Here is a 22,045-nt window from a genome sequence, read left to right on the forward strand (position 1 = left end):
CTCCATCATGGGTTATATCGATCCACCAAACACCATTTCGCTTTTTGAGTGCCATCTACAATTACTCCTATGACTGACACCCTGCGATGCATCATGATAAGGATACTTTGATCTCTAATATGTGACAAGATAAACAAATTTAAGAAATAGATTCCAGTTGGACTTGTGTTAATTTTCGAAATTATGCCACTCTTCATTAAGCACTTAGAGCCGTCGACCCAGTCTCATCTTTAAGTTATGATATTGATTATTCACGCTACTTAATACTTGTAATGAATTCCAATAAAACCCTAAATGTTAAAGCGACTGGGATTATCGCACTTGCAGTGATGTTTAGTCGCGTATTAGGTCTTATCCGGGAAGTCTTATTTAATACCTTATTTGGCACCGCTTCGATGGGGATTTTTCTGATTTCATTTCGAGCGCCCAACCTATTAAGAGATCTTTTTGCAGAAGGGGCATTATCAGTTTCTTTCATCACAATTTTTTCTAAAAAAATAGAAACAGAAGGTGATGACTCTGCGTGGAGACTGGCTGCTAAAATGCTCACGTTAACCAGCGTCGTAATGAGTATAATATCCCTAATTGGAATTATTTTTGCTAAATATATAATCCATGCTTTAGCACCAGGCTTTTCAATAGAAGATATTGGTATAACTATCCTTCTCACTCAAATAATGTATCCTTTTATTTTGTTGGTTTCTCTTGCCGCTATCATAATGGGGATTTTAAATTCCAAGAATGTCTTCGGTATACCCTCACTTGCTTCAAGCTTTTTTAATATTGGCTCAATTTTTGGTGGTGTTTTTTGTGGCTGGTTAATTGACCCTGCATTCGGTGAGCGAGCATTGACTGGTTTAGCTATTGGAACAATGGTGGGTGGACTTTTACAACTTATCATACAATTTCCTAGCTTATGGAGAGTTGGCTTTCGTTTTAAACCAGATTTCAAATGGAACGATCCAGGGATCCGTAGTATCTTGATCTTAACTTTTCCTGCAATCATTGCTGCTAGTTCAGTACAATTCAATGTATTTATCAATTCAGCATTTGCTTCCTATCTTGGAAAAGAGGCCGTCACATGGCTTAACAGTGCATTCAGACTAATGCAGTTTCCTCTTGGCGCATTGGGGGTAGCTATTGCCACGATCACCCTACCTGTAATTTCACGTATTGCAGCAAGTACCAGCCAAACTCAATTTGGACCAACATTAGGTCGCTCAATGCGCCTAGCCATATTTCTAACCATGCCAGCAGCAATTGGTCTTTGGTTTTTTGCTGAACCAATCATTTGCTTAATCTATGAGCATGGTAAATTTCACTCGGCCGACACATTACAAACTGCTTATGCTTTAAAGTTTTATGCACTTGGTTTGATCAGCTATGCTTGCATCAAAATATTATCCCCAGCCTTTTATGCTATTAATAAGAAATGGACACCCATGATGGTTAGCTTTTCTTCCATTGGTCTGAATATTTTCTTGAATTATTTTTTAATTTTTAAATTAGCTTTGGGACATGGAGGATTGGCGCTGTCAACGTCTATTTCAGCAACAAGTAATTTTTTAATTTTGTATATACTGATGAATCATTTGCATAACCTGCAGACTATGTATTTTATAAGCACATTTCTTCGTTGTACTTTAGCATCAGGTCTTCTAGGATTAATTTGTTGGATAATATCATCTCACTTTAGTAACTTCCTTTATCATCCTTCACTATTAATAAGCAGTATCTCCATAATTACTGCTATTTTTTTGGCTGGTTTAATATATTTATTGGCTTGTTTACTCCTTAAGATAGAGATAGCAAGAAGTATGCTATTAAATTTTCAAGAAAAACTAGAAAAATTTGCGCATGGAAGTGAGAGCCATAGTCGTCAAAAAATTAACTAATCTCTGATGCCAAACCATCTAATAAGTGTCTTTTCACCAAGATGGTCATAAATATAAGATAAATAATATGTTAGATGAGTGGTTAATTGTTCTTGTGAGGGAGCTATCTCATTGCTAAAAGGGGTATGGTGAATATATTTTTTAAAGTAAAAATTACAAAAATCCATATAACCTTTTGTAAATAATAGAAATGTATGCCACATATCATCAATTTCTTTCATCTCATGATGAATAACACATTGGAAATTTAATTCTTCTTGTTCAGGGTTAGTCATTTGATCATACTTATGTTTATTGCATAGCCATAAAAATTTTAAAAGCTCAGTAAAAGCCTCTTCTGGGCCAAGAGTATTATCAGGATATTCTTTTTTATAACGATTAATCACATCTGAATTTTGATATTGTAAAAGCTGGCTAAGTGGAACTATCATTTTTTTACCTATCTGTAAATTTGAGATAAGTAGTTAAGAGTACTCTTAACTACTTTGAAAAATTGCTCAAATGCTCACACACCACATTGGCCTGCGCAAGGGACAGGATGACAGCCATGTTTGCATTGCGCGCACTTTGAGTTCGCATTTTGCTGAATTTTTATTTCAATAATTTTTTTTATTAATTGGGATTTCATATTAACCTCTTAGTTGTTATTTGAGAAAAATCTACATCATTTCTATATAAAACGAAACGTGTTATTATTACAACATATCGTTTCAATCACGGCAAACATTTTAAATGTTTCGTACGCTATGATCGAAACTTATAAAATAACTTACCAATTAACTTAAAAATGAATGCCAAAAAAACCTCTTTAACTCATTTCATTCTTTCCACAGTGTGGCCTTATAAAATTTGGATCCCTATCATAGCCTTAGCAGGATTGATTTGGGCGTCCCTCAATACCTGCATACCTTATGTACTTAAACTTATTATTGATAAAGTTTTGGTTTTTCAAGGACATAAAGCCCAATTACCTAAAACTTTACAATCATATTTCTTTAGTTATATTGCACTTTGGATAGGACTTTGTGCCAGTATACGTCTTTTAGATTGGGCAAAGATGAAGTTTTTTCCTAGCGTGCGTGAAAATGTAATCAAAGAAATGTTCAATTATCTGAGTCAACATTCACACCAGTACTTTCAAAATAATTTTACTGGGAGTTTAATTAATAAAATTAATGATATGCAAAAAGGAATCATTGGCATTCTTTCTATAGTGGATGAGCTTTACGTTCAGTTGCTAGTCATATTCATGGCTATTATCACCATGCTATTTGTTCACCCAATTTTTGCAGCCATTCTATTTGGCTGGATTGTTTCTTTCCTATTCATCACCATGTTATTTTTGAAACCGATTCAAAGGCTTTCGCATGCTCTTTCAGAAAGTGTAACAACGTTAGTTGGTAAAAAAGTTGATAGCATCAGCAATATCATTAATGTGATACTTTTTGCCAGACATAAAAAGGAAAATCACTACATTCATCAAAGCATTCTCGATACGGTAGCTAAAGACCGTGCCATGCAAGCTAAGGTTATCAAAATGCGCCTATTTTGGGATTTTAGCATTTTAATTTTTACGGGATTAAATATTTATATTTTGCTTCTCATGTACAGTAAGGATCTTATTACTATTGGAGATTTTGCTTTTGTTATCAGTGTATCCATTAGTATCTTATGGAATTTATGGTTTATCGCGGGGCAAGTTGTAATTTTTTCTGAACAAGTAGGTAATTGTAAGCAAGCTTTATCGATTCTAGGTAAATCACACGATATCGTCGATGCGAAGGATGCAAAGCCACTGCTGGTAACTCGAGGCAAAATTGAATTTAAAGAAGTGACATTTCATTATAATGAAGGTACTTATCTGTTCAAGAATAAAAATATCATTATTTTACCTGGTCAAAAAGTAGGTCTTGTAGGATTTTCTGGAAGCGGAAAGAGTACCTTTGTTAATCTGATTTTGCGTCTTTTTGATGTTGAATCAGGCACAATTAAAATTGATGATCAAAGCATTAAAAACGTGACCCAACAATCACTAAGGGAACAAATAGCTCTCATCCCGCAGGACATAACCCTATTTCATCGTACGTTAATGGAGAATATACGCTTTGGTGACATGAATGCAAAAGATGAAGAAGTGATTGCCATCTCTAAGAAAGCCCATTGCCATGAATTTATCAGTCAACTTAAAGAAGGTTATCAAACAGTGGTCGGTGAGCGTGGTATTAAACTATCAGGTGGCCAGCGCCAACGAATTGCTATTGCGAGAGCAATGCTCAAAAATGCCCCGATTCTAATTTTGGATGAGGCAACCTCTGCATTGGATTCCCTTACTGAACAATATATTCAAGAAGCTTTAGATGAAATGATGCATAACAAAACCACTATTGTTATTGCTCATCGTTTAGCAACGCTATCAAAAATGGATAGAATATTAGTATTTGACAAAGGGAAAATTATTGAAGATGACTCTCATGAAGCGCTATTGAGGCTTGATGGTCATTATGCAAGGTTGTGGCAAATGCAAGCAGGTGGATTTTTGCCTAAAATTGCGAGTGACTGTAATCACAATTTGGCCTAGCGCTCCGGAACTTGCGCCCTGACGCAAAAATACTTATCTCATACTACTGAACAGCCTTCCTGATTTTTTGCTCCATTTCAGAAGTTATCTCAGTTGATCGAGGAGGAAGCTTTGTTGTCCCACGCAAGCCATTTTGTTCAATATCTTTAATAAGCAGATCCATCACGGCTATTTCGCGGACTTGAGCCTCTATTATCTGATCTGCCAATTTACGAACACGAGGGTCTTTAATTGTTGCTTTTCTGGAGTTATTTATAGCAATGGAGTGATGAGGGATCATTGATTTCATGAAGCTAATATCAGTAATAACGAACTGCCCTCGATTAATCACTAATAAAATAACCCCCATTATTGCCGCGATGCTGAGAATACTAACTTTAATTACTATTCCTTCATACATAGACCACATAAACCCTAGCATTACAATACTCATAACGCATCCCATTATCAAGGAAGCAATCAGCCGGTTTAGACTAAACATGGCATGGTCAAACGAATAAACAAGCTGGTACATCAAAAAAAACATAATAAAAGTAGAGACTGTAATCATCGCAACAAATCGTCCCCAACTCATACTTCCTCTTTGCTTTTGCTTATCCATGTTCACTCCTTTTTAAACATCACCCCTGATTTAAAAGATCGAAAATCTGTATCGGGTTAAATAATAAAATTTAAGCCAAAAAAAAGCGAGTTTTCGACTACTGCTTCTCCATTGCTTCGCCTGATATTTTTTAAGATACTGTGATATTTGGTATGTTCGTATTCTATAAAGGCAGAAATGCCTGGTGTAATTCTATAGTTTGGACGAATCACATATTGCGTCTCATTAAGACCACTACCAATTTCATCTTCTGTAATAGTTTTCGTTGCAGCAATAGCTCTAAAAAGGGTCCCTAAAAATAAATTATTGGTTAATTGAGTATTACGACCAAATTCAATATCTGCTTTAAAACTTTCTTTATGATAATAGAACCTGGAATTGTTAGTGATAAAATAATACATTAGTCCTTCAAAACCGATCCCAGGCTGCCAGTAAGGTGTTTTTGATGGGCGATAAAAATAATTTGCACCACCTTTTATCATCCAAAATTGGCTGATTTGTCGCCAATAGAATACATCAATATCCGCGTTGGAAATATTTCCCTTTTCCATTTCAGCATCATTAATATATAGCTGTAATTTGTTAAAATCAGGGCCATATAATCCATAATAAGTCAGGGTTTGTCGATTTTTGGAGAAATCACCTCCGAATTCAATAAAAGATGCTGCAAAAAATTTATTGGGTGTGTGCACAGGATGCTCTACCATCGGCAACGAAATAGGACGTAGTTCATCTACTCGAACAATTGGCCGGTTATAGTAGGATGTATGTTTAATGATATTTTTTGGCGGTTCTTTACCTTTCGCAATGTCAATAATAGAAGCATATTGAAATGTTCTGGCAAGACCAGAAGCCATGTGATTTAGCATATGACAATGGAAAAACCACTGGCCACTAGCATCGGTATCTAAATCAGCTGTAACTTCACTGCCCGGAGGGATATCAATAGTATGTAGCAAAGGATCGTGGTTTCCGTGACCGTTTCTTAGAATCAACCAGTGACCATGCAAGTGCATAGGATGATGCATCATGGAATTATTAATAAAAACTAATCGATATCGTTTTGCAGGCAATAGTTTAATGGGTTTAGCGTTGTATTCAGGAACACCATTAATAAACCATATAAAGCGATCCATGAAGCCGAACAATTGTAGATTAATCGTTTTATAGATGGGCTTTTTAGGATTATTGGTTTCATATTTTGCTCTTAAATGCTGGTATTTCGTACCTATTGTGACAGGTTTTTTTTGTTTATTGTGATGTTTTGCTTGCGTGTGGCTTTCGGTTGATATATTGCCTGTCTCAATCGTATTGATATGCGGCTGATGGTGAAGTTCACTCTGCATTCCCATGTGCGCCATCGGCTTTAAACCGCGTTTTTTTTCATTTTTCATTTTGCCACGAGTGGTAGGTTTTGGATCTGGAAAAGGCATAACCTCCTTATAAAGGACGGGCTGATCTGCGTTTGTAATTAAAGCTCCCAGTGCTTTTCCAACTTTATCAAAAGATTCTGCATAAATGATGTAGGGCTTGTTTTGTTCAATTTTTATTAATACATCATTCGTTTCTCCAGGGCCGATAAAAAAATCTTTTACCGGATAAGGTATAACATCATTACCTTGCACATGTACCATCTTCATGGTAACACCAGGTATTTTGACGCGAAAAAAAGTATTAGCGCCGGCTCCTATAAAACGCAGACGTACTACGTCACCCACCTTAACTTGACGTGTCCATGGGCGAGAGGTTGGATGACCATTCATCAAAAAAGTATCATAAGCAACGTCGCTTAGATCAAAGATGCCCATACGCATGTACTGCATCATTTTATAATCCATCCATATTTTTTTACCCTCTTCTTTTGAGGCTTTACTGTAGCTTTGAATAAATTGTTGAAGTGATGGTTGCAAAGGAAATCTTGCACCATAATATTCACCTGTTTTTTTTAAATTGGCTTGGATATGATCGGCTTTGGTATTTTTCCAGTCAGATAAAACTATTTCAAAGTCCTTATTGTATTTAAAAGCAGGTGGTGATTTTGGTTCGATAATATAAGCGCCATATAAGCCTTCTTGCTCCTGAAGACCTGCATGCGAGTGATACCAATAGGTACCAGATTGATGCAGGGTATAATGGTATTTAAAAGTAGCGCCTGGAGGAATACCTTTTTGTGTGATGTTCATGACACCATCCATTTGCCAAGGGAGAATAATCCCATGCCAATGAATGGCAGCTTCTTTATCTAAATGATTATGAACATTTATAGTGACCTCATCCCCTTCTTTAAATCGAAGCGTTGGAGCTGGAATCTGATGATTGATAGTAATTGCTCGTGCAGGGTATCCAGTAAAATTAAAGGTATCATAAGCAACAGTTAAATCGATGATATGATGTTTTGCCCATACATTTGCAGCGCAAATCATTAAAATTAATGGTAAATATCCTTTGTTCATTAAATAATCCTTAATGTATACGCCATTAACAAATGTTAGTAGCAGGCAGAGTGAAATGCCTTTTGGTTCCTATTTTTATTTAGTGGTTGATACTATCATCAGATTTAGATAAATTACAACATAAAAATAGAGGAATATAGCTATTAGAGTTCCGACTCTGGCTATTCTAGGAACTGGTGAAATGAGTGTGATCGATTTAACAATAAATGAATTTGATTTAACCCAAGAAGAAATTGGCTTTATAAGGACAAGGCATTCAAGTAGGCAATTAGCATTCGCTTTGCTATTTAAATACTACCAAAAAAGTCATCAATTCATAAGTGACCTAACAAAATTACCTGCTTATCTTATCAAGCAAGTTGCAAGCCAACTTAATATTCCGCCTGTTATTTGTGAAGTGCCTTCAAGAACATATGACAATTATATCTCACTGATTAGAAAATATTTTAATACTTCTTTCTCTAAAAAAACGCATTATAAAGAGCTTGAGGTATGGATAAAAAACGAACTACTACCCAATCATTATTTAGCTGACGAAGAAATCAAAAATCAGGCGATTCAGTATTTAAAAGAAAGAGGTATTGAGTTATTTAAAGAAAAAACGATGGCAAGAATTATTCTTGATGCTAGCAACGCGTTTGAGAATGAATTATTCGAAAAACTAAAAAACACATTGTCCCCAGAAGATGAGGCACAGTTAAATGGTTTGTTATTGCTTTATAAAGAAGGCTTGTCTTATTTAGGTTGGATAAATAAAGAAATTAACAACCCATCACTTGATTCTATATTGAGTTTAATGGAACAGCTATCCATTTTGAACCGATTTAATTTTGATTTAGTAGCCATTCACACCATTCCAAGAAAAAGAATCGTGCATTATTCAGAAGCGTTTACACGTTTAAACCCTAGTGATTTAAAACAAATGATTGATAATAAGCGATGCGCTCATTTACTTATGTATTGCCACACAAGAAAAGAAGAGATTATCGATAAAACAATCGACATGTTTAACCGCATTATCCGCAACGTCATTCATAAATCAGAAAGGCGTGTGGTTAAAAAACTTATTAATGATGTAAAAAAAGTCTACGGTAAAGATACGATCTTGTTTAATATAGCTGAGATAAGTTTAGAACAGCCAGATGGAACAATAAGAGATAAAATTTTTCCTATTATTGGCCAGGATAAGTTAAAAAATATCATCGATGAGTATAAGAAAAGAGGACCAAAGTACCAGAGCCTTTTGCATCAACAAATTAGAAGTTCTTATGCCAGTCATTACCGACGAATGATCCAACCATTATTAGAAAATGTAATTTTTTGTTCTAATAACTCCGAGTATCAGCCAATACTGGATGCATTAGCGCTGATTAAAAAATATTTCGATAGTAATAAAATTTATTTCCCAGACAATGAAGATGTCCCTATTGATTTCTTGCCTGATAAATGGAAAAAACGCATTGTTGATCCAGTAAGCGGTAAAATAAAGCGAATTTGTTATGAAGTGTATGTTTTAAAAAAACTTGCAGACAGGATTAGGTGTCGTGAAATAAGGGTTGAAGGCTCGTTTAAACATCGAAATCCAGATGAAGATTTGCCGAATAATTTTGAAGAAAACAAAGAAGTGTATTTTGAGGATCTTTCCTTGCCTCTTGATAGTGATGTCTTTATTGAACAACTAAAGCAACGCCTGACAAGCGCATTAGCCTCTTTAAATGACAATATACCCAACAATACAAAAGTTCAAATTAGTTCCAAAAATGGAGGTCGTATTATTGTAACACCCCTTACACCTCAAGCAGAGTCTAGTAGCATTGGAATTATAAAAAAACATTTACAGGAAAAATGGGAAGGAACCAATCTCATCGACATGATTAAAGAAGTCGATTTGGAAAACCAATTTACCCGTGATTTTATTTCATATGGCCACAAAATCTATTTAAAACCTCATGAAATTTCCGAAAGAATCTTACTTACTATTTATGGACTGGGAACAAACGTTGGGTTAAAACACATGTGTGCTGGAAACGGCCATGTTAGTGAGCATCAGCTTCGACACATTAAAAATTATTTTTTATCTACTGACAATTTAAAAAACGCTTTAAGCAAAGTAGCAAATGCATTATTTAAAGTCAGACTAGAAGAAATATGGGGTGGTATGCCTGTAGCTGTTGCCAGTGACTCAACTCAATTTTCCGCTTATTTTCAAAATTTGATATCAGAATACCACAATCGCTATGGGGGAAGAGGCGTGATGATTTACTGGCATGTTGAAAAAAATGCCTGCTGCATCCACTCACAATTAAAAAGCGTTTCAAGTTCTGAAGTTTCTGCCATGATTGAAGGTGTATTAAGACACTGCACCGAAATGTCGGTTCAAAAAAATTATGTTGATACTCATGGTCAAAGTGAAGTGGGATTTGCCTTTTCACACCTTTTAGGATTTTCTTTAATGCCACGACTTGCCAATTTGAATAAACAAAAGTTGGCACAATGTGAACTTGGAGATTATCAAAAATATACAAATCTACAAGCAGTGCTGACAGATACCATTAATTGGCAATTAATTAAAGAACAATACAGTCAAATTGTAAAATATACTGCTGCGATGAAGGCCGGTCACGCTGAGCCAGAGTCTATTCTCCGGCGTTTTAATCAAAACAATCTGAAACATCCAACGTACATAGCATTATCACAGTTAGGTAAGGTATTAAAAACCATATTCATCTGCAACTACTTAATGCATGAATCCATCAGGCAGGAAATCCAAGAAGGATTAAATGTAGTTGAACTTTGGAATGGTGTCAGCAAATTTATTTTTTATGGCCGATCTGGTGAAATTTCCTCTAACCATAAGAAAGCACAAACCTTATCTGTGTTGTCTTTACATCTTTTACAACTATCAATGGTGTATATCAATACCTTAATGATTCAGCGAATAATAGAAGAGTATGGGTTGCAAAATAAATTAACTAAGGAGGATAAAAGGGCATTAACTCCTCTTATTTATGAGCATGTTAACCCTTATGGTTTATTCCCATTGAATTTATCAACACGGTTGCCCCATCTTCACTATAAGGTGGCTGCATAATGGAACGAATATCAGCTAAAAAAATGGCGCAAAAAGTTTCAAGTTTGCTTAAAACACAGAATCCTAATTATGATTATCTTCGAGATGTATTCAGATTTGTGAGAGAAAATCTGAAAATCGAGGTTACAACAACACCCAAACGGTTACCTTATGTACCCACGGAAGATGAGATCAGGCTTTTTTATAAAGCAGTTTGGGAGTCTCACGATATTGTTCCAATGCTTATTGTTAAAGTTCTGCTTTATACTGGAATACGGGTTAGTGAATTAATTAATATTCAGTTAGCTGATGTTGATTTAACAAATTGTCGAATAAAAATAAATCAAGGGAAGGGTAAAAAAGATAGGGTTGTTCCCTTTTCACCGGCATTTAAAGAAGCCTTGGCTCTTCACATAAAACAATATAAAAATGAAAATAGGTTGTTTTTATTCGAGTCAGGCTTTCGTCGCCACTATACAGATCGTGGAATTAGAAAAATCCTTATGAGATATACTAAGCTTGCGGGTATTGAACGCTCTATCTCACCTCATAAGCTAAGGCATTTTTTATTTACCTGGCTTAAAAAGAAAAATATCGATGATGCTTTTATTCAACCCTACTCAGGACATGCGAAAAGAGACTCACTGGAAATTTATTCAAAATTAAGCTTAGCTGATGCACAAGATAAGTATAATGATGTTATAGGGGATTTTCCGATCTGATATTTTAGATTTTTGCGTCAGGGCGCAAGTTCCGGAGCGCTAGGCCAATTTACACACATTACCCCTAACACATATAGCAAATAGTTTGAGAATCTAAATAACAATTCTCAAGACATCCGTTGGGTGTGAAAATAACTGCCCTTCGCATACCACCTCAGCGCCATGTTTCTTATATAACCCGTTCAAACTTGGTTTTAAAGTATCCAATAAAATCAAATCAGAGCCTAATTCTGCTGCCAACCTCTTGGCTTTCTCTATTATTTGTTTACCAAAACCAAGTCCACGGCAATCTTTCTCTACATAGACATACATTAATTCACGTGCATGGGTTAGATTATCTGTTGTCTTCACTAAATCAGCATTAAAAGAATGATCTAATAAAGCAAACATCGCCACGGGTTGTCCCGCGAATGTACCAATATACACATTATCCTTAAGTGTTCGCATAACTTCTGCTCGGTAGTCTATTCCTTTATTACGGATATACCCCCACTCATCTTCAGCCCATTTAGCTGCAATGGGTACGTAGTCCATACAGTCACTCAATTTGGTAAAAGTAAGTTTGTGTTTCGTCAAAGCAGAACTGAAAAGTAACATGTTAATACCTCAATAATTAATAGTCATGGCTGATTGCGGGTTTATTGACCTTTTGCGGCTATACTCACAAACTAGTAAAGAAACCAGACCTATGATTGCTCCAAACATATAATACCAAGCTGGTGAAATAAAATTGCCAGTCTTGCTCACCAACCACATCATCACTAATGGCGTTGTGCCACCGAATAATGAAATACCAACATTAAAGGCAACACCAAAACCACTGTAACGGTACTGATGAGGAAATAAAGAAACCATATACGCATTTAAAGGTGCATAGGTAATTGCAATCAAAACAGACATGAAAACCAGTCCTATTGCAATTAAACCAATATTTCCTGTGGAGAGTAATGAAAAGATAGGGATGCTAAAAAATAACATAGCTGTCATACCGAATCGGATGATTCTTAAAAACCCTATTCTGTCTGCTAAGAGCGCAATAAATGGCTCAAGTGCGGCATCCACTGTCAAAGATAAAGTGATGATCAGTGTAGCGAAACCAAGCGGAACATGGAAATAACTGTGCAAATAAGTTGCTGTAAATACATAGGTACCAAAGGTCATAATACTGACTAGCCACGCTATCCCTATAATACCAATCACAGCTAAAGGAGTCTCATTTAGTGCAGTCAGAAATGGCAGGCGTGTTTTATCATACTGAGCTATCCTCTGATATTCAGGTGTTTCAGCAACATAAGTACGCAAATAAAAAATCAGAATACCAGCAATCAATGCTACCCCAAACCCTATCCGCCATCCCCACGAAGGCATAAATGAAGCAGTAAATAACGAAGCAGCTAGGCCCGCTAAAATCAAACCTGTGCTGTATGCTGAACTGGTTAAGCAACCATATAATGCTTTTTTCTCAGGCTTAGCATGTTCCACAAGAAAAATAGCGGATCCAGTAAATTCAGCACTTGCGACAAAACCTTGCATTACTCTTAATAGAGTGATTAGGAGAGGCGCTACAATCCCAATGAGTTGATAAGAAGGCACAATACTAATCATTGCTGTAGGAATCGCCATCGCTAAGATACTTAGTGACAATGCGCGTTTCCTACCAAAATGATCGCCAATATAACCAAAAAATAGTGACCCAAGTGGAGCTAACAAATAGCCTACAGCAAATACACCAAATGTGCTTAAAAGCGAAGCAAATCGATCATCGCTGGGAAAATAAGTTGCTGCAATAATTGGTACAAAATAGCCAAAAAGTGCAAAGTCATACCATTGTAATGCGGTGCCTGAAACACCAGCGAATAATGCTTTACTCGCGGGGGATATTCTCATTTGTTACTCCTTCTGCACAAATATGACCCAAATTTTTCGATTTTGCTTGAAATATTATCACCATAGGGTATCTTAAGGACGATTGTAAATAATATGGTCACAAATATGAATAGGGATATAGTACTCATTCCCGGAGCATTAGCAACCCCAAAGCTTTGGCATCAGCAAGTGGCTTTTTTTCAGGAAGGCAAACGATTTCATTACGTTGATGTGCTCAATAGCGACTCCATTACAGAGATGGCTTATCGCTTTGTTCCAAGTGCTCCTAAAAAATTTACTCTAATTGGATTCTCTATGGGAGGCTATATTGCGCTCGATTTATATCGCTATATCCCCGATAGCATAGAAAAGCTCATTCTAATTAATTCCGCTGCAAAATTGGTATCTGAAAAGGGGCAATTAGAGCGTGAACGTTCTCTCGATTTAATTAGTAAGGGGAAGTTTGATTTCTTAATTAAGCTGATCTTTAAAAACTCAATTTATGATAAAGAAAAACATAAAGCTCTGTTACCCCTGGCACAAGACATGGCACAAGAAGTAGGCGTTGAAAATTATAAAAAACAATTGAGTGCCATTCTTAATAAACCGGATCATTCATCATTATTACCTTTGATTGAATGTCCAACATTATTAATTGCCAGTAGACAGGATAACGTCATGCCTATTGAAAGATCAGAGCATATGGAAAAAAACTTGAAACGTTCGGAGTTAATTTATCTAGAACAATGTGGCCACATTGCCATGTTGGAAAAACCGGACAAGATTAACAAAATATTGGCTGGTTGGTTGTAAGTAGTAACGATGTTAGGGATATATCAATGCATAGCGTCAATGAAGATGGAACTATTTGCGTTAATTTAAATGATTATAATGAGTTATCAGATTCAATCCGATTTCGGGAAAAAATCGATTATCTGACAGAAAAACTTAATTGTCCAAAAGAGATATCCAATTTTTCAATCTCAATGCTTTTTCGTGGTGGCCAACGTTACTATATCTCTAATCTTTACCTCTGGGCTATACCATACCGAACTGAGGGTTTATTTCGAGGAGATGTGGATCATGATCGTAACCTTTACCATGGAAAAGAGTTTTTTATTCAGAGAGAAATAAAATACGATGAAATGCAGATTCCAATTATTCAAATACTGGAATCACGCTATAAATTAAGTACTACTTTTGCTATGGTTCGACAGTGTGACGAATGTGATTTTATTATTGAAGCTTATAACAATGAAGAAATAAAAGAACCTCAAAAACTTTACTATCAAGTGCGTGATACTTTTGAAAAATTCATTTGTCTCTTCCTTGATGCCATGTTATCAGAGATAACTACTGCTATACCAAGCCAAAAATGGCTGAGTATATTTATCGATAGTGAATTAAGAAAAAATATCATTATGCGTAAGACGATTCCAAAACATTTTATACAGCTCACCCAACGAGAATTACAATGCCTGAGTATGATTGCTAATGGAATGACCATCCAAAAAATATCTGACTGCTTACATTTATCGGCAGAAACCGTAAAAACACATGCTAAGTCCATTCGCAATAAAATGAATTGCATTAATATTACTGAGGCTGTATCAAAAGCATTTCGCTATGGCTTAATATCATAAATTACCTACATTGGGGGATAGGATTACTTATTATAATAATTATACTTCGCCATGTTATTAAAAAATTTATACATGGAGTTGTAACATGGTGTGTATCGTGGAATTTAATGATAGTTTTCGTTTTAATTTTGTACGGAACAGAATAAAACAAAAAATTTGGATTGAAGCACTTTTACGTCTTACCAATCTAGATATCAATCACATGGCAGCAATTCTTGAAATACCAGCTGAAGTATTAACTAAGGTACATCACGGAGAAATGGATCTTTCTCAAGAGTGTGCTGAATGTTTGGGAAGATTATTTTTGCTGGCCTTTAGTGATTAAATTCATTCCTGAATTTTAAAGATAATATGGCCAGTTGTGTAAATTGGTCATACGCATTCAAAAATGGCTAAATAATAAAGTGCTGGCTACGGCTAAAAAACGCCAATCTAACTTGATACCAGTAAGATTAGTTTGTGAATTAGATGAGTTAATTAATAGAGTCAGAAATCAAAATCGACAAAAAATATTATAAATCAGTGGTTTCGAGTCATAACTTATGGCGAATTATCTTTGGCTACTGTTTTTTCAACCGTTTCAGAAGGTTGCACCTTATCAGGTCGAACATCGGCTAAAGCACTTCGAAATCGTTGATTTACTTCCCGAGCGGACTCTAAATTAGCCGCTTCCTGTGTTTCATGAATAGGCACATCAACTTCATCAGTCTGTTGCGTCTGCACTTCATGAGCAGGCTGATGACCTGACAATTTTGAAAGAGCAGTAAAAAAAGCAGCATGTTCATGTGATTCTGGCAAAGACTGTTCAAATAAGTATTTCGGCTGGCCATGAAGAAAATGAATGGTCACTTGATCTCCCTTAATGCTTATTTTGAAATCTTGATTCTTTTCGGGTAAAAAATCAGTCTCTGAAATTCGCACCAATTTTATTTCACGATCGAATTCTTTACATATTAAACCGCCATCTTTGCTATATATTTCTCGCTTCTCTTTGAAGGGGTTCTTATATACTCCCCCAAATGTTTCCAATGATGGAATGAATTCTTTCTTTTCTTGCTTGGATGGATGTACTAAATTAAACCAATCCAAACGGAGTTTTTTGGATTGGTCATTAGGCGATGACTTAATCGCCTCTCCAAAACAACTTCTTGCTCTTTCAATATCACCTTGATCTTCGGCAAGCATCCCTTCAATCGTTTCTTTCCATCCTAACTCATCGCTTTGAGTATAATGAGGCATATGTTTAAATAGGTCTTGCATGTCACCAATAGGCGCTAAATCAGAAGAATTCAATATTTGGGTTGCAATACTCATTCCATTTTCAGAGTTTGTAAAAAATGCTGCACCTTTTTTATCTGTAACATTGATCGCAATAAAAGATCGAGTATTCAGGTTTTCACCATATTGATATGCAATTACCTTACCTGCATCTTTATAGATATGCCAACCTAATCCACATGTTTTCGTGATGCTGTAAGTCCTCGTTGGCACAAGTTTCTCACTTAAAACCTTGACTTCTGTTTGTGCAGATTTGTTCATTGCATATTTTAATTCATCAAGCTCAGTTTGATTGAAAGGAACACGCCTATAATTACTATCTGTTGCACTCTTGAGGTATTTTTTTGCGTTATCATCAATGCTTAGACGATCGAATTCTTCTGGTGTCAAACCTGAAAGTGCGAAACTTGTTTCATAGTCAAATGCTTGTTGGATGATGGGATCATCTATGTTCTTTAACCAAGCGGTCATGAATTTTGAAAAATCATTGGCTGTTGTAAGTAGTGATCCAGCGGCATCAAGATGAGAGGTATGACCTGCTTTTGATGTCATTGCCAAGATATCACTTTTGAATGAAAGGTTATTAAGTTTTATTCCCAGGTTTGTTAAATCAATCTCAGGAGGGATAGATACTGGTTCACTCATTCCTTTTACATAATACTCACGGGGATTTTCAGATAAATAAATTTTACCTTTTTCAGCTTGATTAAGATCGGACAATGATGACATCAATTCAAGATCATATCTAAGATGAGAGAGGCTTTCATAAATTGATGTAGATTTTCCTAGCTGAGTATGAACTGCTACAATATTGGTATTGCCATCTGGTTGTGGTAAAAATGTAGAATGCTCCATTTCTAGAGGCTTAAACACATACTCGTGGGCCAATTCTTCTAAATTTTTACCCGTTGTGGCCTCAATGACTTTTTGCAAGAAAAGAATAGCTTCACCTGAATAGGAATACCCTTTGCCCAGATATGATTCATCATCAAAGAGTAGTGGAGAAGATAAATCTGATTCTGATCCAAAATTGGGCAAGCCCGTGGTGTGTGACAATACATGTCTGGCTGTTAATTGTTGAGCCTTTTCAGGATATTGACCCTTTACCTTAAATCTTTCATATTCCTGACCCGCTGCTTGCAGAATAGGAAGTAATGGCTCATCTAAATTGATACGTTTTTCCCTAACCAATTGTAACACCAAATAGGTAAATACAATTTTGCTCAGAGAGGATGCTGGAAATTGGGTGTCATTATCTACTTCATTCCTGTCAGTATGGGTGTGACCTCCGTTAGATGTTACAATTTCTTTAATTTGCTCCACACTTAGATGTAATTTACTCTCATCCTTATTTTTAATGGCGTTTATTTTTTCCTCAAATAAATTGAAATCAACAATTTTTGTTTTTTCATATTTTCCATCAGGCTTAATATAATAAAGTTCCTGAGTATCGTTCTTTTTGATAAATATATAACTGTTTTTGTATTGTGCAGGACTTTTGGGTAATTCAGACATCAAATGGAGGTCACACCCGTCAGCATCAGCGGATTTTGCGTCTTTTTTGCCAACAGAGAGTGAGGTTTCTACAAATTCATTTGCGCTTTCTTTTATCGGTTCAACATACGCATAACCTATAGCTGGAATATGAGCAGGCTTTATTATTTTTTGTAATGTATCAGCAGACGGTTTAGGCATAATGTATTGAAAATACTTTAAAGATATATTTAATTATAAATCAAATTTACGTACAGGCGTTCAGTCTTTACCTCTTAGAATTACGAATCCATCATAAAGATGAGTAACTTGCTTTGCTTCCATTAAATTACAAGCAATTATTTACAAAAATTATCAATGCTTTTAGCTAAAAGATTAATTACTCTTTAAAGCCATTTGGTTTTGGTCCACTTGATATATCCAATGGATTTGGTGATTTATAAGAAACAGCAGCTCCTTTCTCATCAACCTTTTGTGCAGTACTTTGATTAGTCTTATAGGCAAGATCTGCATTATAGTTGTTGTCAGGAACTAGGTTTTTATTCAAAAGTCTAGTAACAAATTGATCATATAATTTTGGATCAGGGATATTAATTCTCAAATTATTCCCTTCCCTAGAGAAGCTAATATTTTGTGCATTTACTTCATCAGTAAACGTTTTGAGTTCATCTTCAATCTTATCATAAAGCTCATTTAGATCCTTCTCATCGTTAGCACTGAGCAATTCATTACCTTGAAAATGGATTGAGCCCTTAGCTAAGTCCAACTCAATAGAAAATACTGCTAAGTCATTTTTAAAAGTATAAAGAAAATCATCTTTAAAATTCCAAACCTCACTATTTTCTAGATAAGAGGATAATGTTTTCACTTCTATATTTGTAGGTACATATTTTGGGGTAGTGGCATTATCTTTTTGGGAGCTTTCATCTTTGGCTTCATCGCTACCACTATCACCACCACCTCCTCCGCCACCATGACCTTTGCAAATAGGCAAACCAGAAGCACGACAAATACCACAGGGATTGTTTTCAAGAGCCTTTGATCGCTCATCCCTTTTATTTTCATTTTTACTTCTCGATTCAGCTGGCATTTTATACTCCATAACATCATACATTTTTTGTTAACATTCTAGTGTATTGAGTTGTACTCTAGCGTAGTATTTTTCTTTTTTTACGTATTTTTAACAAAAAAATGCTACAGCATATATTAAAGAACAATATGACTTTCCGGGTGGCTTTTTCAATGCATTAGGCAGCTACCCTCCCAGATAATGATGAAAAAAATTGTCTATTTTTTCAGTGGATTTTTTTGTCCATTCAACATGCACCCAATATCTAATTATTTGCTAATGGTATAGCCGGAAAATACCCTGGTTTCACCTGAATCTGTTGGGCAATTAACATCATAATAATGAACTTGCCTTCCTGCCGTATTTTCTGTAGTAAGAAAATGACGCACTCGGCACCCAGGCCATTTTTTAGTAATGTCAACTCCATCAGCCGCTTTCCCACTCACAATTCCTTGTGCTTTCTCGTTTGCTATTTCTTTTTTAATTTCATTAACAATGGCTGGATTTGGTGTGGCAACTTTAGGTGCAGAGGAAGCAGATTTTGAGAACATTCCTTGCGATGAAACCTTCGCCTCCAATTGTTGCTTTAAGTGATTAATTTGTATTTGATGACCTATTTGACCACAAGCGGTAGCTGCGTTTTGCACGGCAATCGTTGTTTTTTGCAAGCTTTCTTTGGATCTTGCCATTGAATTTTGTAAGCTGATAGATGAGGTATAGCTTGTTGGTTGTATACTATGACTGGCAATAAAGTGACTGTGTGCTCGCATATTTTGTTGTACCTTATGCGACATCGCAAAAGGGTCATGATTCTGAGAAGTTGGATACTGCGCTGCACGTTTTTCTCGTTTAGCAGCTTTCTCGGCCCGTTTTTTCGCAGTTGCGGCTAACATGGCTTTGCCTTCTTCTGATTCATAATAAGCTTTTTTCCACTCTCTACGCGATTGACCTTTTTTATCCAGGAAGAACTTCACGGATTGCTGAGTTGGTGCGACTTTAGGCGCTGTTGCCTCCACAGCTTGTGCTTGTTTTTGTGATTCTGCTAATTGCACTCTCTGCCTAATTTGTTCTTCCGCTGCTACTTTTATGGCCAGTCCTGACTCATGATTAGGCTCAAAGCTTAAAAATTTATTGCTATTTTCCAGCGCTTGCTCATATTTATTTAATTGATAAGAAACAAAAGCCAGGTTGTTATAAGCGGTAGCACAATTAGGATCAATGCCTATAGCTCTCATATAGGCTTGTTCTGCATTGGTGAATTGGTTTAGTTTTATATAACAATTACCGCGATGTCCAAATGCTTCAGCCCCATTAGGATTTAATTGTAATGATTGATTAATTAATGTTAATGCCTTTTGTACATTGTTTTCATCATAGGCAACAATGCTTTCATTTAATAATCGCTCGGCCTCATTTAGGTTAATCTCTCGTTCTACCGCTTGTTTAAATTGCTGATATTCTGGTGCATTGGGTTCATATTGAATAGCTTGTTTCTCTACTAAAAGCGCACCTTCAAGATCACCAGAAGCAAAATCGCTTGTGGCATGGTGATGCAGATTATTAGCGATTTGTTGTTTCATTTCAGTAAAATTATCAGCTCCTTCTAATAATTCTAATGCTTTATCGTAATCAGCAAATAGTTGTACTCTATTTATAGAAAAATGGTTTGCATAAGCTCGAGCCAAATATAAATCAGGATTATCAGGTTCTAAAACAATAGCACTGGTAAAATTGGCAATGGCTTCATCGATATTTTCTAAATATAAATTAGCCATACCCAGCAAGTAATCGGCATCCACCGTTTCTACTAAATTTAAAGCTTTGTGTGCTTCCTCTTTTGCAGCTTGGTAATCATCATTACCAAAAGCTTGTTGACCTTGCTGTATGTATTCTTTTGCTTTGCTGTTCATATGAGCAAGGATGAGTAAATTCTGAATTTTAGCCTCTTGTGATTCAGGGTTATGAGTAAGAATTTTTTCACATTCATCAAATGCTAAGTCATATGCTTCCATTCCCAAATATACTTTACTGCGCTGTAAATATAATAAGTCCTTATCCTCTGTATATAAATCTAATGCAGCATTAATAAAACGCAGCGCTACTTCATTCATACCTTCAGCTAATTTATTGATGCTGGCGTCATAACAATATTCAGCAAGCTCTCTTTTTATTGCTATAAATTCTTCATCACTTCTGTCGAAAGTTAATAAATATTGAATGTCTTGTAGTGCTAAATCGGATTGATTTTTGTTGAGATAGATTCTGGTTCGAATGTAATAAGAAGAAAGGTCCATTGGATTTAAGTTTGCGGCTTTATCACAATGCGATAATGCTTTATCAAACTCATCAATGGCTTCATAACAGTACGCTAGCTCATTGTGGAATCTAAGATTATTTTCTCCTTGAGCAAGGGCCGCAGAAAGTAGTTTAATTGCATCGTCATAAGCTTCTTGCTCGTATAATTCGTTTAATGCATCTAGGACATCATTGGTGCTTAATTGAGCAATGTTGGCAATCAGTATAGAGATGTCTTCTTCACTTTCAGGAGGGATACTTACTTCTAGGTTATCTTCATTATCATAATTTTCTAGCTCAGACTTTCTTTGTTTAATACTTTCTTCAATTTCATTTAACCTATTTAAGCTAATATCTATATTTTTCCATTCATTAGAGGTTTTTTGTTTATCTGATGTATCACTCATAGCTTCAAATGCTTGATGACACGCGTCTGTAACAACTTTACCCATGGGTGTAGTAATTTTATCTGCCATAACGTATGCGCCCGTTGCTACTGCAGCCCCTACGAATGCTCCCCCTATGGGTGTCGTACCTAAACTTGCAACACTACCAATAGTAACACCGGATACTGCAGCAACTGTACTGTTAATACCTTCTTTAGCGAGAGCAACGCCTGTTCCACATACGATTTTTTCAACAACAGGTTCGGAGGGGTTGTGAATAATTTCTGATATAACCTCAGCGACAGGCCCAACATATTTAAGTTGTTTTGGCATGACGTGCAATCCCGTCATATGCACTGCTGTGTTTAAATTAGAAATACCATGAGCAATTGAGCCAATTACGGTACTATCATGCAATTTTGATTTTTCTAGCGACTCTTCACTAGATAAAGAAGATAGGGTTCTATCCTCTGTTTGCTTTAATTCGTTTTCTGTGTTTTTCATTAGTCTAGACTTTCTCTTTTTCTATTTGGCGTCAAAATTTAGTACACTCAATTTAGTCCTCCCCCGCTGAAAAAACCATAGCAATACCACTGTCAACTTTGGCACTATCTCTAAAAAAATAAATGCCTTTTTGGTTTTCCCCATAATAATTTCTTATCATGATTCCATAAATGTAGTATTACTGGAGATGG

Annotated in this window: 15 protein-coding genes; 7 read left to right on the top strand and 8 right to left on the bottom strand. The window is 35.8% G+C overall.

All coding sequences use genetic code 11. The features are described 5' to 3' along the window. The first annotated feature begins 272 nt into the window (after positions 1-272). Positions 273-1,895, top strand: a complete 1,623-nt coding sequence (murJ, locus tag Ljam_RS03270; protein ID WP_058448706.1) for a murein biosynthesis integral membrane protein MurJ — start codon at positions 273-275, stop codon at positions 1,893-1,895. Here murJ and Ljam_RS03275 read toward each other — a convergent pair. Further along, complete coding sequence (locus Ljam_RS03275; protein ID WP_058448707.1) at positions 1,892-2,326, bottom strand: glycine-rich domain-containing protein; 435 nt, start codon at positions 2,324-2,326, stop codon at positions 1,892-1,894. The two genes, murJ and Ljam_RS03275, sit on opposite strands and share 4 nt — an antisense overlap. 356 nt (positions 2,327-2,682) lie before the next feature. Between Ljam_RS03275 and Ljam_RS03280 the strand changes: the two genes are divergently transcribed. Next, positions 2,683-4,473, top strand: a complete 1,791-nt coding sequence (locus Ljam_RS03280) for an ABC transporter ATP-binding protein (RefSeq protein ID WP_058448708.1) — start codon at positions 2,683-2,685, stop codon at positions 4,471-4,473. 43 nt (positions 4,474-4,516) lie between these two features. Here the strand turns inward: Ljam_RS03280 and Ljam_RS03285 are convergent, their stop codons facing one another. After that, on the bottom strand, positions 4,517-5,074 hold the full coding sequence (locus tag Ljam_RS03285; RefSeq protein WP_058448709.1) for a DUF305 domain-containing protein: 558 nt from the start codon (positions 5,072-5,074) through the stop codon (positions 4,517-4,519). Between the two features lie 56 nt (positions 5,075-5,130). Further along, positions 5,131-7,527: a multicopper oxidase domain-containing protein gene (locus tag Ljam_RS03290; RefSeq protein ID WP_058448710.1), complete on the bottom strand. Its 2,397-nt coding sequence runs from the start codon at positions 7,525-7,527 to the stop codon at positions 5,131-5,133. A 181-nt stretch (positions 7,528-7,708) separates the two neighbouring features. Here Ljam_RS03290 and Ljam_RS03295 point away from each other — a divergent pair, with 181 nt between their 5' ends. Together Ljam_RS03295 and Ljam_RS03300 are read left to right on the top strand one after the other, a co-directional pair. Then, positions 7,709-10,618, top strand: coding sequence for a Tn3 family transposase (locus tag Ljam_RS03295; RefSeq protein ID WP_058448711.1), 2,910 nt, complete (start codon positions 7,709-7,711; stop codon positions 10,616-10,618). Continuing rightward, positions 10,618-11,319 (top strand): tyrosine-type recombinase/integrase, encoded by a 702-nt coding sequence (locus Ljam_RS03300; protein ID WP_058448712.1) that lies wholly within the window; start codon positions 10,618-10,620, stop codon positions 11,317-11,319. Before Ljam_RS03295 ends, Ljam_RS03300 begins: the two co-directional genes overlap by 1 nt. Before the next feature lie 93 nt (positions 11,320-11,412). On the opposite strand, the gene Ljam_RS03305 is transcribed toward Ljam_RS03300, so the two are convergent. Together Ljam_RS03305 and Ljam_RS03310 are read right to left on the bottom strand one after the other, a co-directional pair. Then, positions 11,413-11,916, bottom strand: coding sequence for a GNAT family N-acetyltransferase (locus Ljam_RS03305; protein ID WP_058448713.1), 504 nt, complete (start codon positions 11,914-11,916; stop codon positions 11,413-11,415). A gap of 9 nt (positions 11,917-11,925) precedes the next feature. Beyond that, complete coding sequence (locus tag Ljam_RS03310) at positions 11,926-13,206, bottom strand: MFS transporter (protein WP_058448714.1); 1,281 nt, start codon at positions 13,204-13,206, stop codon at positions 11,926-11,928. 105 nt (positions 13,207-13,311) lie between these two features. Here Ljam_RS03310 and Ljam_RS03315 point away from each other — a divergent pair, with 105 nt between their 5' ends. The 3 genes from Ljam_RS03315 to Ljam_RS03325 all read left to right on the top strand — a co-directional run bounded on the left by Ljam_RS03315 (position 13,312) and on the right by Ljam_RS03325 (position 15,153). Next, entirely contained in the window at positions 13,312-13,998 is a 687-nt protein-coding gene (locus Ljam_RS03315) for an alpha/beta fold hydrolase (RefSeq protein WP_058448933.1), read from the top strand. Between the two features lie 26 nt (positions 13,999-14,024). After that, complete coding sequence (locus tag Ljam_RS03320) at positions 14,025-14,828, top strand: response regulator transcription factor (RefSeq protein ID WP_058448715.1); 804 nt, start codon at positions 14,025-14,027, stop codon at positions 14,826-14,828. 85 nt (positions 14,829-14,913) lie between these two features. Further along, the gene (locus Ljam_RS03325; protein WP_058448716.1) at positions 14,914-15,153 is read left to right on the top strand and encodes a hypothetical protein; all 240 of its coding nucleotides are present in this window, start codon (positions 14,914-14,916) and stop codon (positions 15,151-15,153) included. A 215-nt stretch (positions 15,154-15,368) separates the two neighbouring features. Here the strand turns inward: Ljam_RS03325 and Ljam_RS03330 are convergent, their stop codons facing one another. From Ljam_RS03330 to Ljam_RS03340, 3 genes are all read right to left on the bottom strand, one after another. Beyond that, positions 15,369-17,801 carry a serine hydrolase domain-containing protein gene (locus Ljam_RS03330; RefSeq protein ID WP_058448717.1) on the bottom strand — a complete coding sequence of 811 codons (2,433 nt, stop codon included), beginning with the start codon at positions 17,799-17,801 and terminating at the stop codon, positions 15,369-15,371. A gap of 178 nt (positions 17,802-17,979) precedes the next feature. Further along, the gene (locus Ljam_RS03335) at positions 17,980-18,690 is read right to left on the bottom strand and encodes a hypothetical protein (protein ID WP_058448718.1); all 711 of its coding nucleotides are present in this window, start codon (positions 18,688-18,690) and stop codon (positions 17,980-17,982) included. Between the two features lie 248 nt (positions 18,691-18,938). After that, on the bottom strand, positions 18,939-21,854 hold the full coding sequence (locus Ljam_RS03340) for a tetratricopeptide repeat protein (protein ID WP_058448719.1): 2,916 nt from the start codon (positions 21,852-21,854) through the stop codon (positions 18,939-18,941). Positions 21,855-22,045: the final 191 nt, after the last annotated feature.

This window comes from Legionella jamestowniensis (genome assembly GCF_001467745.1).
Lineage (GTDB): Bacteria > Pseudomonadota > Gammaproteobacteria > Legionellales > Legionellaceae > Tatlockia > Tatlockia jamestowniensis.